We start from the raw sequence: 11,633 nt of genomic DNA on the forward strand, positions 1-11,633 counted from the left end.
CAGCAAACTGGAGAAACCGCAATGCAATGCACCGTGCAATGGGAAGGAAAAGACGCGCAAGGCAACGATGGCATGGCCTTCACCGCCCACACCGAAAGCGGCCATACCCTGCGCATGGACGGCGCCCCGGCCAGCGCCCCAGGCGAGCCCGGCGGGCACAACCTCGCGCCCCGGCCGATGGAACTGCTGCTCGCCGGCACGGGCGGTTGCACCGCCTACGACGTGGTCTACATCCTGAAAAAGGCGCGGCAGGACGTGCGCGGCTGCAGCGTGCGGCTCGACGCCGAACGCGCGCCGACCGACCCCAAGGTGTTCACCCGCATCCACATGCACTTCACCGTCAGCGGCAAAGACCTGCACGCCGACAAGGTGCAGCGGGCGGTGGAGCTCTCGCACACCAAGTATTGCTCGGCCAGCGCCATGCTGGAAAAGACGGCATTGATGACTTTCAGCGTCGAGCTGGTCCAGGGATGACTGTTGAATCGAATCTGCGCTTGTCCGCCATGTTGCGTTTTGATGACACTTTGGCTGGCTTAGGCAAAAAAGCTTGAGGTCAATCATCAGGCGCGTTTCAATTCGGTCACGCATGCAATTACACAGATAAGTGCATGCTAATTTCCCCACCCGCTCAGACATCGCCCTGGAGAGTGTGTCGAGAGGCGGAACATTCCAAACCCAACGGAGCACAGAATGAAAACGCAAGGTTTCGCAAAAAAATCCCTCATCGCCCTGGCCGTGGCCGGCGCCTTCTCGGGCGCTGCCTTCGCGGCGGATAGCGTGCAGTTGTACGGCATCATCGACATGGGCGTCACGCATTATTCGGGACTGGCGCCGACGGTCAACGGCAAGCCCGATCCGAGTGGCAATCATGGCACGGCTTCCTATACCGGCCTCAGCTCTGGTGTGGTGGCAGGCTCCCGGATCGGGCTCAAAGGCACCGAAGACTTGGGCGGCGGGCTGAAGGCCATTTTTAGGGCCGAAACCGGCTTTTGCGCCGCAGGTACCAACCAGACTGGCACCGGCGGCTCCCCCTATTGCACCGGCGGCAATTTCATGGGCCGCACCACCCTGCTGGGACTGCAAGGCAGCTTCGGTACCGTGCAAATGGGCCGCTACTTCACCAGCATGTTCACCAACGAGATCAACTACGACCCGTTCCAGGCGGGCTTTACCGGGGCGTATTCCAACTTGAGCTTGGGCATCAATGGACTCAGCCCCACCGGAGAAGGTGGAAACGTGTCCGGCGCAGCGGCCAGTTATTTGCTGCGCAGCAACCAGACCCTCACTTACATCTCGCCCAATCTGTCGGGCCTGACGGTTCGTGCGGACTATTCGTTCAACGACGGATCGGCAACGGCTCCATTGGTCCAGGGCGGCAACACCACCAAACTGTGGTCCCTGGACGGCAACTATGCTTTTGGCCCGGCGACCGTGGGTGCCAACTACAGCAAAGTCACCAACGTTACCGCTGCGCCTGGGAACGCCGTGGCTGATGGCGCCTACAAGGTTTGGCAACTGTTCGGTTCTTACGATCTGAACGTGGTCAAACTCTCGGCCATCTACGAGCGCGGCACTGCCGACTACTACTCGGGCAACGACTCATCCTGGCTGCTCGGCGCCACCGTGCCGTTAGGCGCGGGCGCGGTGCTGGTGTCGTACAGCCAATACGGGACGTCGCTGGCTCCGTCGGGTACTTCGTACAGCACGTCCAAGGCGAAGCAGTACGCCATCGGCTATACCTACAACCTGTCCAAGCGCACCATGCTCTACACCTCGTACGCGCACATGAGCAACGACTCCGCCGGAACCGACCGCAGCGGCACTGCGCTGGCCGTGAATGACGCGACCAACTTCAGCGCCGGCGTCACCGGCCAGGGTTCGAACGGATTTGCCGTGGGCATCCTGCACTCGTTCTGATGGCCTTGATGCCATTCCCGCTCGCCGCAGGGTGAGCGCACTGCACCCCTCACAGCCCGCTTGCGGGCTGTTTTTGTTGCTGCCCGGCAACAAAACCCCCCGCTAAGTGCCCTTGTCATATGCGCCGTAGCTGATGCGCTGCTAAATTGGAAGGGTCTCGGAAGCGGAATCCTTTAGGTCTGCGACGAGCTGGGCACAGCAGCGCCAAACGCTGCCACCCGTCTCTTTACCGGCTTGTCTCAAGCCGGCCCTTTACAACCTGGAGATGCTCAATGAAAAAATCACTTCTCGCCCTCGCCGTCATCGGCGCCTTCACCGGTTCGGCATTCGCTGCCGACAACGTGCAACTGTACGGAATCATTGATCTGGGCGTTGCTCATTTCAGCGGACTGAAACCCACCACGGGTAGCGGCACCGTGTCCTCGACCGTTATGGATTCCGGCGGTCAGTCTTCGTCGCGCATCGGTATCAAGGGTACGGAAGACCTGGGTGGTGGTCTGAAAGCCATTTTCCAGGCTGAAACCGGCTTCTGCGCTGCGGGCACCAACCAAAACACCAATGGCTCGGGTGGCAACTCGAACGGCTATTGCAGCGGCGGCGGCTTCATGCAACGCACCTCCATGGTCGGGCTGACCGGCGGTTTCGGTACGGTGGTTGCCGGCCGCTTGAACACCCCGCTGTGGAATGCGGAACTCGCTGCCGATCCATTTGGAGGTGGTTTGACGGGTAAATTTGACAATATTTCCAATATTGCATTCGCCGGATTGCAACGTGCCAACCAGACCATTGCTTATGTTTCGCCCAATTTCGCAGGTTTTACCGGCACCGCCGTGTATTCCCTCGCGCCGACCTCGGCGCAAGTGAACTTGGCCCAAGGTGGAAACACGACTCGTGCCTGGGAACTCAACGCTGCCTATAACAATGGCCCGGTGTTCGCCACTCTTGACTATATTCGCCTCACCAATATCGACGGTCTGACGCCTAATTCATCTTCCGGCAATGCCGACAAGCACTGGCAGGTGACGGGTGGCTATGATTTCGGTATTGCTAAAGTCACGGCTCTCTATCAGGATTTGAAGGCTGATGCCGTCTCGGGCAAGCGGACCGCTTGGATGCTGGGCGCAACCGTGCCGGTCGGCGCGGGTGCGGTTCTGGCTTCGTACGGGCAGGCCAAGAATACGCTCGGTGCCGATACGGGTGCCGATACGGCCAAGCAATACGCTATCGGTTACACTTATTCGCTGTCCAAGCGGACCAATCTGTATACCTCCTATGCCCACATCAGCAATGATGCGAATACGGCACTGGCGGTTGGCGACAGCTCCACATCGAATTTGGGTGTCGCAGGTCAGTCTTCCAGCGGCGTCATTTTCGGGCTCCGCCACAAGTTCTGATCAGCGCAAGCTGTTCAGCACCTGTTTTGAAAGCCGCCTCCGGGCGGCTTTTTTCGTTTTCGCCTCCGGGCGGCTTTTTTGCGTCTTGAAAGTTCGCTGTTCACCGGAGGATGGGGGTAGGACGGCAGGCATAATGCCGCAGAGAATTTCTCCAATCAGGGAGGTTGTCCCATGCACATCGTTCTACCGGTTGACGGGTCGGATTACACCGCGCGTGCCGCGCAAGTGCTGGTGCAGCAGGCTGAGGCGTACAAGGAGCCGCCTCGCATCACGCTGCTGACTGTGGCGCTGCCCATCGGCACGCCGCTGGCACGCTCGCAGCTCAGCCGCGCCACGCTCGACGAGTATTACCGTGACGTCAGCGCGCAGGCGCTCGCGCCTGCCGAAGAGTCGCTGAAGCAGGCCGGTTTGACTTTTGAATCCCACTTTGTGGTGGGCGACCCGGCGGAGCAGATCGCCGCCGAGGTCAAACGCCTGCAGCCCGATCTGCTCATCATGGGCACGCACGGCCACTCGGCGCTCAAGGGTTTCGTCATGGGGTCGGTGGCGAGCAAGGTGGTGGCTTCCACGACGGTGCCGGTGTTGCTGGTGCGGTGATCGGGTATTAATTGCATCTACAATAAATATGTCTTTGACTTGGGACGAAACCAAGCGACAAGCAAATCTGCAAAAACACGGACTCGACTTTGCGCTGGCGCATGAAGTGCTGGAATCGAGGTTTCGCCTGGATTTAGGCATCGAGAGGCGTCAGGAGCAGCGCGTGTTGTCGATGTCGTATGTCTTGGACATGTTGGCGGTACTCGTTGTGGTTCACACCCAACGGGGTGATTCACAAAGAATCATCAGCTTTCGCCGTGCAAGTCGTGAAGAACGAGAGGTTTACCATGAATGGCTCGAAAACGAATGCGATGAACCGTAAGGCCTTGCTCGATGCTGTGCGCCAATCGCCCCCTGAGAAAGATTATGTCTGGGATGGGCTCGATGATGACGAGCGCCCAGCCAGTCCGGAGGAGTTGAGGGCTGGACTGGCCGCCGCACGGCGCACGAGGGGCAGACCGGCGGGGTCTGGGCTCAAGGAGCAGGTCGCCATTCGTTTTGATCGCGAAGTGCTTGATGCCTTCAGAGCTTCGGGGTCGGGCTGGCAGACGCGGATGAACGCGGCGCTCAAGGAGTGGCTGAAAACACATTCGCTGTCATAGATTCCGCTACTGAATTTACCGCTGGCTCAGCGCATGGCCGACGAGCTTGGCGGTGATGTCAACGATCTGGATCATGCGGTCGTAGGCCATGCGGGTGGGGCCGATGACGCCCAGGGTGCCGACCACTTGGCCGTCTGCCGCATAAGGGGCGGTGATGACGGAGAGTTCCTCGAAGGGCACGGCCTCGCTTTCGCCGCCGATGTAGATGCGCACGCCGTCCGCCTTGGCCGAAGCATCCATGAGTTTCAGGAGCTGGGCTTTTTGCTCGAACAGATCGAAGAGCTGGCGCAGCTTGCCCAGATTGTTTGAGAGGTCGCCGATGCCGAGCAATTGCTGCTGCCCGGAGATGACGACCTGATCCTGCGGCTGTTGCAGCGCCTGGCTGCCGGCCTGCACGCCGGCCTGCATCAGCGCGACGAGTTCGCTGCGCAGGTGTTCCACTTCGCTGCCGAGCTTTTGCGCGACCTGCTCGAAACTCAGGCCGGAAAAATGTTCGTTGAGATAGTTGGTCGCGGTGTTGAGCTCGCTCTGGCTCAAGGGCTGCGGCCAGTGCAGCATGCGGTTTTGCACATCGCCTTCGGGGCTGACGATGATGAGCAGGATGCGATGTTCGCTCAGGCGCAGAAACTCGATGTGGCGAAACGCGGCGCTGCGCTGCGGCGCCAGCACCACGCCGACGAATTGCGACAGACTGGACATGAGCTGCGCCGCGCGCATCATCACCTGTTGCGGCGGGGCGGTGTCGAGTTGCTGTTGCAGCGACTGCGGCAGTAGATCGGGTTGCTGTTTGGGAGATAGGGGCGGCTGGGCGGTGAGCATGGCATCGACGAACACCCGGTAGCCGCGCGGGGTGGGAATGCGGCCTGCCGAGGTGTGCGGGCTGGCGATCAGGCCCATGTCTTCCAGATCAGCCATGACGTTGCGGATGGTGGCGGCAGACAGCTCCAGCCCCGAGGCGCGCGACAGCGTGCGCGAGCCCACCGGCTGACCCTCGGCGATGTAGCGTTCGATCAGGGTTTTGAGCAGCAGGCGGGAGCGTTCGTCCATAAACAAATTTTAGGGCGCGGACAACAGGCTGGCATGGCGTGTCACAGGGAACTTGCGCCTGTGCTGTAATTTGCCGCGGCGGAGGGTTGTTCCGCCGCACACCCTTTCCAAATCCCCATGCCCCCTACCGTGTTCCAGCAGGTCTTGCTGATCGGCAAATATCAGGCGCCGCAGGCGCAGAAGCTGCTGGCCGAGATTGCCGCGCGGCTGAGCCGGGCCGGGGTGGAGGTCTGGGTGGGCGAGCTCACCGCGCAACACACCGAGCTGCCTTACCCGGTGCTGCGCAGCAGCGAGCTGGCCGAGCGTACCGCGCAGGGCGGCTGGGTGGCGGTGGTGCTGGGCGGCGACGGCACCATGCTGGGCGCGGCGCGACGACTGGCGCCTCTGAACGTGCCGCTGGTGGGCATCAATGCCGGACGGCTGGGCTTCATGACCGACATCGCCGACAGCGACTGGGAGAGCGCGATCGACGGTCTGCTGGCGGGCGACTTCGAGCGCGAGGAACGCGCCATGCTCACCGGGGCGGTGGAACGGGCGGGGGAAACGATTTTCAGCGCCATCGCGGTCAACGACGTGGTGGTCAATCGCAACGGGGCTTCGGGCCTGGTCGAGCTGAAGGTGGAGGTGGACGGCCGCTTCATGTACGTGCAGCGGGCCGACGGCCTGATCGTGGCCACGCCGACCGGTTCGACCGCGTATGCGCTGTCGGCGTATGGGCCGATCCTGCATCCCAGCGTGGACGGCGTGGTGCTGGTGCCGATTGCGCCGCACACGCTGTCGAACCGGCCCATCGTGCTGCCGGGTGGCGCCGACATCGTGATCGAGGTGGTCACGCTGCGCGATGTCAGCGTGAATTTCGACATGCAGAGCTATGCCGAGCTGATCGGCGGCGACCGCATCCGCATCCGTCAGGCGCCGTACCGCTGCGTGTTCCTCCATCCGCCGGGGTGGAGCTATTTCTCCACCCTGCGCAAAAAACTGCACTGGCACGAAATTCCCGATGAGTCTTGAAACAAGCTAAGCCATGCTGCTGCACCTGCATTTGCGCGACTTTGTCATCGTTCCCGAGCTCGACATCGATCTGGCAGCCGGCTTTACCGTGCTTACCGGCGAGACCGGCGCGGGCAAGTCCATCCTGATCGATGCGCTCAAGCTCGCCCTGGGCGAGCGCGCCGACAGCGGCGTGGTGCGCGCGGGGGCGCAGCGCGCGGAGATCGGCGCCGAGTTCAGCCTGAACCCGCCGCTGGCCGCCTGGCTGGAGGCGCAGGGATTTGCCGGCCAGAGCGACACCCTGCTGCTGCGCCGCGTGATCGACGCGCAGGGCAAGTCGCGCGGTTTCGTCAACGGCAGCCCGGCCACCGCCGCGCAGCTCAAGGCGGCGGGCGAGATGCTGGTGGACATTCACGGGCAGCATGCCTACCAAGGGCTGGTGCGGCGCGAAGTCGTCACCCATCTGCTCGACGGCTATGCCGCCGCGCAGGACGAAGCGCGGGCCGTGGCACAGGCCTGGGCGCAGTGGCGCGACGCCGACGCCGCCTTGCAACAGGCGCGCCGCGACGCGGGTGCGCTGGCCGAGGAGCGCGAACGCCTGCAATGGCAATGCGAAGAGCTCGACCGACTGCACCCGCAGGCCGGCGAATGGGAGGCCATCGAGACCGAGCACAAGCGACTGGCGCATGTCAGCAGTCTGCTCGAAGACTATGCCCTGGCCGCTGCCGCGCTCGATGGCGAGGAGCAGGGCGTTCTGCCCTTGCTGGCGCAGGCGCAGCAGGCGCTGGCGCGGGCGGCGCAGGTCGATGCCGATTTGCAGCCGCTGGTGCAACAGATCGACGCGGCGCAGACCAGTCTGAGCGATCTCAGCCACGAATTGCGCCGTCTCGCCGAGCGCACCGAGGCCGATCCGCAGCGTCTGGCCGAACTCGACGCCCGGCTGGCCAGTTGGATGCAACTGGCGCGCAAACATCGCGTGGCGGCGGCCGATCTGCCGCAGACCCACGCCGCCTTGCGCGACAAGCTGGCCCAGCTCGACCGCAGCGCCGATCTGCCCGCGCTGGAGGGCGCCGAACAAGCCGCGCAGGACGCGCTGCGACAGGCCGCAGCGAAGTTGAGCGCCAAGCGCGGCAAGGCCGCGCAGCGGCTCGCCCAGGCGGTGCAGGCGGCCATGCAGGAGCTGGGCATGCCCGGGGGTCGCTTCGACGTGGCGCTGCTGCCGCTCGACGCCGTGGGCGCGCGCGGCGCGGAGACGGTGGAACTGCAGGTGGCCGCGCACCCCGGCGCGGAACTGCGGCCTTTGGGCAAGGTGGCCAGCGGCGGCGAGCTCTCGCGCATCGCCCTGGCCGTGGCCGTGACCACCAGCGCGCTGCAGGATACCGACACGCTGATCTTCGACGAGGTCGATGCCGGCATCGGCGGCGCCGTGGCGCAGACCGTGGGGCGGCTGCTGCGCAAGCTGGGCAGCGACCGTCAGGTGCTGGCCGTCACCCATCTGGCGCAGGTGGCTGCGTGCGCGCAGCAGCATTTCGCCGTGCGCAAGATCAGCAGCGCTCAGCAGACCGCCAGCCTGCTCGAAGCGCTCGACCTGTCACAACGGCGCAGCGAAATCGCCCGTATGCTGGGCGGCAATGCGCAATCGAGCGCCGCGTTGGAGCATGCGCGCGAATTGCTTGCTGCGTGTGAAAGCCGCTGAATCGCCATACGCCGAAATCGCCATGATCCCGCCCGAATCTCCTGCCGCGCAGGTCGGCGCAGACCCACGCTCCACTCACCAACTCGTGCTGATTTCCGGGCTGTCGGGCTCGGGCAAGTCGGTGGCGCTGGCTGCGCTGGAAGATTCCGGCTATTACTGCGTGGACAACCTGCCGCCGCAACTCATCACCGCGCTGGTCGAGCAGACCCGCGCGTCGGGGCAGAAGCGCGTGGCCGTGGCGGTGGACGCACGCAGCGCCGAATCGCTGGCCGACGTGCCGGCTGTGCTCGAAAGCCTGCGCACCCGCTGCGACGTACATGCCGTTTACCTCGACTGCGCCACCGACACGCTGGTGCAGCGATTTTCCGAGACGCGCCGCCGCCATCCGCTCACCAGCCGGGTGGTGAGCCATCAGAGGGGAAGCGCCGCCGCGGCGCGCGGCGAGGGCTATGCCAACGCGCTGATCGAATCCATCGAACTCGAACGCGAACTGCTCAGCCCGGTGGCCGAGATCGGTCTGCACATCGACACCAGCCAGATGAAGTCGGCGCAGTTGCGCGAGTGGATCAAGCAGACCGTGCGGGTGCAGGCCAGCCAGATGGTGGTGTTGTTCGAGTCGTTCGCCTTCAAGCGCGGCGTGCCGCTCGACGCCGATTATGTGTTCGACGTGCGCATGCTGCCCAATCCGCATTATGACCCGGTGCTGCGGCCCCTCACCGGACGCGACGCCCCGGTGGCCGAGTTTCTGCTGCGTCAGCCCGAGGTGTTGCAGATGCAGGCCGACATCGCCGGCTTCTTGCAGCGCTGGCTGCCCAGGCTGGCAGCCGATCACCGCAGCTATGTGGGCGTGGCCATCGGCTGCACCGGCGGGCAGCATCGTTCGGTGTATTTGTGCGAACAGCTCAGCCGAGCGTTCAGCGGCCAGTACACCGTGCTGCTGCGTCACCGCGAGCTGGGCGTGGCGGGCGCAAGCGAGCAGTGACCCGCGTCCGCCGCTGGGCCGTTGCTCAGCGCCAGCGGGGGCGGCTCGGCAAAGCGGTCGTGCGGCGTGCTTGCACGCCAGTCCAGCGCGAGCAGTACGACGACGGCGGCCCAGAACAGGGCGATCAGCCAGGGTAGTCTGCGTTTCATCAGAACGCCTTTCAATCCGCCATGCCCAGGCGATGGCGCAGCCGCACGCCCACGAGGCTGCCGGCGAACGCGCAGGCGAACCACACCCAGCCGTGCAGGCTGCCGGTGGCGATGCCCGAGAAGTACGCACCGATATTGCAGCCGAAGGCCAGCCGCGAGCTATAGCCCAGCAGCAGCCCGGCGATGACCGAGGCCAGCCATTGCCGCGCAGGCAGTCCAACCGCAGGGCCGGCCTTGCCCTTCCAGCTTGCCGCCACCAGCGCGCCCAGCAGCAGACCCAGATCGGTGACGCTGGTGTTGTCGGCCAATACCGTGGCGTGCAACTGCGCCTGCTGCGCAGGCAGGCCCCAGAACGCGTTGTGACTCAGATCGATGCCCAGCGCCTGCACGATCTTGGCGCCCCACAGGCCCAGGCCATACACAATCCCCCAGGGTTGTCCGGCGACCGCCAGATTGGCTGCCGCCAGCAGCCCCAGGCCGACGGCAGCCCACCACACCGCCTGCCCGCGCCAGCGTGAAGGCTGTGTGCCGCGAAACCGCCACAGCAGTGCGGCCAGCAGGGCGAGGGCCGAAAGCTGCACGACCAGCGTTTCGGGCGCACCGAGGCGCTGCACCAGGTTGACCGGCGGCAGCGCGCCCAGCGACAGCCAAGCCGGAATCTGGGCAGCCCCGAGAAAACTGCCGAACACGAACGCCGGCAGTACGGCCAGGCTCACCGGATGGCCCAGCCCCGCCTTGTACAAGGTGCCCGAGCCGCAGCCGTCGGCCACCTGCATGGCCGCGCCGAACACGAAGGCGCCCACCAGCAGGCTGATGGAAAGCGGCCCGTCCGCGCCCTGCAGCATGGGCTGCGCGGCCAGCAGGGGCACGCTGATGAGCATGGCCACCGCAATGCCGACAAACTGCGCGCAAAAGCCTTTGGGGTCGCGGCGGGTGATCCACACTCGCCAGCCGGTGGTGAAGCCGAAGGCCGCCGCGGCGAGCAGCACGCCATAGCCCAGGCCGATCAGCCAGAGCAGTCCCTGCCGCCAGCCGACCAGCCAGGTGATGGCGGCAAACCCGGCCAGGCCCAAGCAGATCAACAGGCTGCCGGTCAAGCGGCGTAGTCCCAGGCCGGTCGTCTGTACCGCTGCGGCGCGGAACGACGGATTCAGAGTGCCTGCCATGTCTGTTCCAGTTGCTGCCAGAGTTGCTCCCAGCGAGAGGGGACGTGCGCCATCGGCGCGTCGGCGTGCGACCAATCCACCATCGAACCGGGGTAGAGCGCCACATGCGGGCGGTGCAGCAGTTCGGACAGAACGAACCAGTTGGTCGCAGCCCAATGGCCGGTGTTGCAGAAGGAGACGGTCTGCCGGGCTCCGGGCTGCTGCGGCAATTGGCGGGCGATTCGCTGCAACGTGGCGCTATCGGGCAGTTCGCCACTGCCCGGCTGAAACCAGCGCAGATTGTCGAAATCCAGCGCGCCGGGCAGGGTGCCGGGGCGCCGTGCAGCGGGCGCTTTCTCGCGGCCCAGATAGAAAGCCTTGGGGCGGGCGTCGAGCAGCAGCGTGCCAGGCCGATCCAGATCGTGCGCCACTTCGGAGCGTGTGGCGAGCAGGGCATCGTCGAGCTGCGGGGTGAACGCGCTGGGCGTCGGTGCAGGTGTGCGTTGGCGCGTGAGCGGCAGCCCGGCGGCCCGCCACGCGGTCATGCCGCCGTTGAGGATGGCCAGGTGCTTCAGGCCCAGCCATTTCAGCGTCCAGTACACGCGGGCGGGCGCGCCGAAATCGCTGGGGTCGTCCCCGGTGGAGACGAGCACCACGGGGGTGTCGGCAGTCAGACCCAGGCGCCGCACCAGGGCGGTGAATTCGGGCAGCGGCCGAAGCTTGCCCAGATTGCCCGCCGGGCCGCGCCAGTCGGCATACGGGGCGGGCAGCGCCCCTGCGATGTGCGCGACATGCGGTGCGGCAGCGTCGTCGCGCAGGTCGATGATCCGTACCTGCGCGCGCTGCGCGGCCAGGGCCTGTGCCGAGATCAGCGGGCCGAAAGCCTGCATGTTGTCTGGAGCCGATGGCGCGGCGCTGACGCCCTGTTGCAGGGCCCACGCGGCAAGCGGCCAGCCGAGGGCGCAGATGCGGCACACACGTGACCAGACTGCGTATTTCAGCCCATCGTGGACGGCATTTCAGGCTGATCGTGGACGGGATTTCAGCGTGATCGTGGACGGCGTTTCAGTCTGATCGTGGACGCTGTTTCAGCGTCATCGTGGACGATTGGGGG

The 11,633-nt window shown here is 64.8% G+C and carries 13 protein-coding genes; 9 read left to right on the forward strand and 4 right to left on the reverse strand.

The features are described from left to right. The first annotated feature begins 21 nt into the window (after positions 1-21). The 6 genes from RBR52_RS13290 (at position 22) to RBR52_RS13315 (ending at position 4,510) form a co-directional block, all read left to right on the forward strand. Positions 22-474 carry an OsmC family protein gene (locus tag RBR52_RS13290; RefSeq protein ID WP_320377759.1) on the forward strand — a complete coding sequence of 151 codons (453 nt, stop codon included), beginning with the start codon at positions 22-24 and terminating at the stop codon, positions 472-474. 216 nt (positions 475-690) lie between these two features. Continuing rightward, entirely contained in the window at positions 691-1,917 is a 1,227-nt protein-coding gene (locus RBR52_RS13295) for a porin (RefSeq protein ID WP_320377760.1), read from the forward strand. Between the two features lie 272 nt (positions 1,918-2,189). Continuing rightward, complete coding sequence (locus RBR52_RS13300) at positions 2,190-3,311, forward strand: porin (RefSeq protein WP_320377761.1); 1,122 nt, start codon at positions 2,190-2,192, stop codon at positions 3,309-3,311. Between the two features lie 171 nt (positions 3,312-3,482). Further along, positions 3,483-3,908, forward strand: coding sequence for a universal stress protein (locus RBR52_RS13305; protein WP_320377762.1), 426 nt, complete (start codon positions 3,483-3,485; stop codon positions 3,906-3,908). A gap of 28 nt (positions 3,909-3,936) precedes the next feature. Next, complete coding sequence (locus RBR52_RS13310) at positions 3,937-4,230, forward strand: BrnT family toxin (RefSeq protein ID WP_320377763.1); 294 nt, start codon at positions 3,937-3,939, stop codon at positions 4,228-4,230. Beyond that, positions 4,196-4,510, forward strand: coding sequence for a BrnA antitoxin family protein (locus RBR52_RS13315; RefSeq protein ID WP_320377764.1), 315 nt, complete (start codon positions 4,196-4,198; stop codon positions 4,508-4,510). The genes RBR52_RS13310 and RBR52_RS13315 overlap by 35 nt, the downstream gene beginning before the upstream one ends. A gap of 15 nt (positions 4,511-4,525) precedes the next feature. Here the strand turns inward: RBR52_RS13315 and hrcA are convergent, their stop codons facing one another. Further along, positions 4,526-5,557 (reverse strand): heat-inducible transcriptional repressor HrcA, encoded by a 1,032-nt coding sequence (gene hrcA, locus RBR52_RS13320; protein WP_320377765.1) that lies wholly within the window; start codon positions 5,555-5,557, stop codon positions 4,526-4,528. Between the two features lie 117 nt (positions 5,558-5,674). Between hrcA and RBR52_RS13325 the strand changes: the two genes are divergently transcribed. From RBR52_RS13325 to rapZ, 3 genes are read left to right on the forward strand one after another with little or no spacing between them, the layout of a single operon-like run. Next, positions 5,675-6,568 carry an NAD kinase gene (locus RBR52_RS13325; protein ID WP_320377766.1) on the forward strand — a complete coding sequence of 298 codons (894 nt, stop codon included), beginning with the start codon at positions 5,675-5,677 and terminating at the stop codon, positions 6,566-6,568. Positions 6,569-6,581: 13 nt separating this feature from the next. Next, positions 6,582-8,243: a DNA repair protein RecN gene (gene recN, locus RBR52_RS13330; protein WP_320377767.1), complete on the forward strand. Its 1,662-nt coding sequence runs from the start codon at positions 6,582-6,584 to the stop codon at positions 8,241-8,243. Positions 8,244-8,265: 22 nt separating this feature from the next. Further along, positions 8,266-9,225: an RNase adapter RapZ gene (gene rapZ / locus RBR52_RS13335; RefSeq protein ID WP_320377768.1), complete on the forward strand. Its 960-nt coding sequence runs from the start codon at positions 8,266-8,268 to the stop codon at positions 9,223-9,225. On the opposite strand, the gene RBR52_RS13340 is transcribed toward rapZ, so the two are convergent. The 3 genes from RBR52_RS13340 to RBR52_RS13350 are packed head-to-tail and all read right to left on the reverse strand — an operon-like array spanning position 9,186 to position 11,496. Further along, complete coding sequence (locus tag RBR52_RS13340) at positions 9,186-9,374, reverse strand: hypothetical protein (protein WP_320377769.1); 189 nt, start codon at positions 9,372-9,374, stop codon at positions 9,186-9,188. The two genes, rapZ and RBR52_RS13340, sit on opposite strands and share 40 nt — an antisense overlap. 11 nt (positions 9,375-9,385) lie before the next feature. Next, positions 9,386-10,540 carry a YeeE/YedE thiosulfate transporter family protein gene (locus RBR52_RS13345; RefSeq protein WP_320377770.1) on the reverse strand — a complete coding sequence of 385 codons (1,155 nt, stop codon included), beginning with the start codon at positions 10,538-10,540 and terminating at the stop codon, positions 9,386-9,388. Beyond that, positions 10,525-11,496 (reverse strand): sulfurtransferase, encoded by a 972-nt coding sequence (locus tag RBR52_RS13350; protein WP_320377771.1) that lies wholly within the window; start codon positions 11,494-11,496, stop codon positions 10,525-10,527. Before RBR52_RS13350 ends, RBR52_RS13345 begins: the two co-directional genes overlap by 16 nt. Between the last annotated feature and the right edge of the window lie 137 nt (positions 11,497-11,633).

The organism is Thiomonas sp. (assembly GCF_034007205.1).
Classification (GTDB): domain Bacteria; phylum Pseudomonadota; class Gammaproteobacteria; order Burkholderiales; family Burkholderiaceae_C; genus Thiomonas.

Bases quoted from the DNA above. Each gene is read 5' to 3' on its own strand.
- RBR52_RS13315 (WP_320377764.1), top strand. From the start codon at position 4,196: ATGAATGGCTCGAAAACGAATGCGATGAACCGTAAGGCCTTGCTCGAT.
- RBR52_RS13325 (WP_320377766.1), top strand. From the start codon at position 5,675: ATGCCCCCTACCGTGTTCCAGCAGGTCTTGCTGATCGGCAAATATCAG.
- RBR52_RS13340 (WP_320377769.1), bottom strand. From the start codon at position 9,374: ATGAAACGCAGACTACCCTGGCTGATCGCCCTGTTCTGGGCCGCCGTC.
- recN (WP_320377767.1), top strand. From the start codon at position 6,582: ATGCTGCTGCACCTGCATTTGCGCGACTTTGTCATCGTTCCCGAGCTC.
- RBR52_RS13290 (WP_320377759.1), top strand. From the start codon at position 22: ATGCAATGCACCGTGCAATGGGAAGGAAAAGACGCGCAAGGCAACGAT.
- RBR52_RS13305 (WP_320377762.1), top strand. From the start codon at position 3,483: ATGCACATCGTTCTACCGGTTGACGGGTCGGATTACACCGCGCGTGCC.
- RBR52_RS13300 (WP_320377761.1), top strand. From the start codon at position 2,190: ATGAAAAAATCACTTCTCGCCCTCGCCGTCATCGGCGCCTTCACCGGT.
- rapZ (WP_320377768.1), top strand. From the start codon at position 8,266: ATGATCCCGCCCGAATCTCCTGCCGCGCAGGTCGGCGCAGACCCACGC.
- RBR52_RS13310 (WP_320377763.1), top strand. From the start codon at position 3,937: ATGTCTTTGACTTGGGACGAAACCAAGCGACAAGCAAATCTGCAAAAA.
- hrcA (WP_320377765.1), bottom strand. From the start codon at position 5,557: ATGGACGAACGCTCCCGCCTGCTGCTCAAAACCCTGATCGAACGCTAC.
- RBR52_RS13345 (WP_320377770.1), bottom strand. From the start codon at position 10,540: ATGGCAGGCACTCTGAATCCGTCGTTCCGCGCCGCAGCGGTACAGACG.
- RBR52_RS13295 (WP_320377760.1), top strand. From the start codon at position 691: ATGAAAACGCAAGGTTTCGCAAAAAAATCCCTCATCGCCCTGGCCGTG.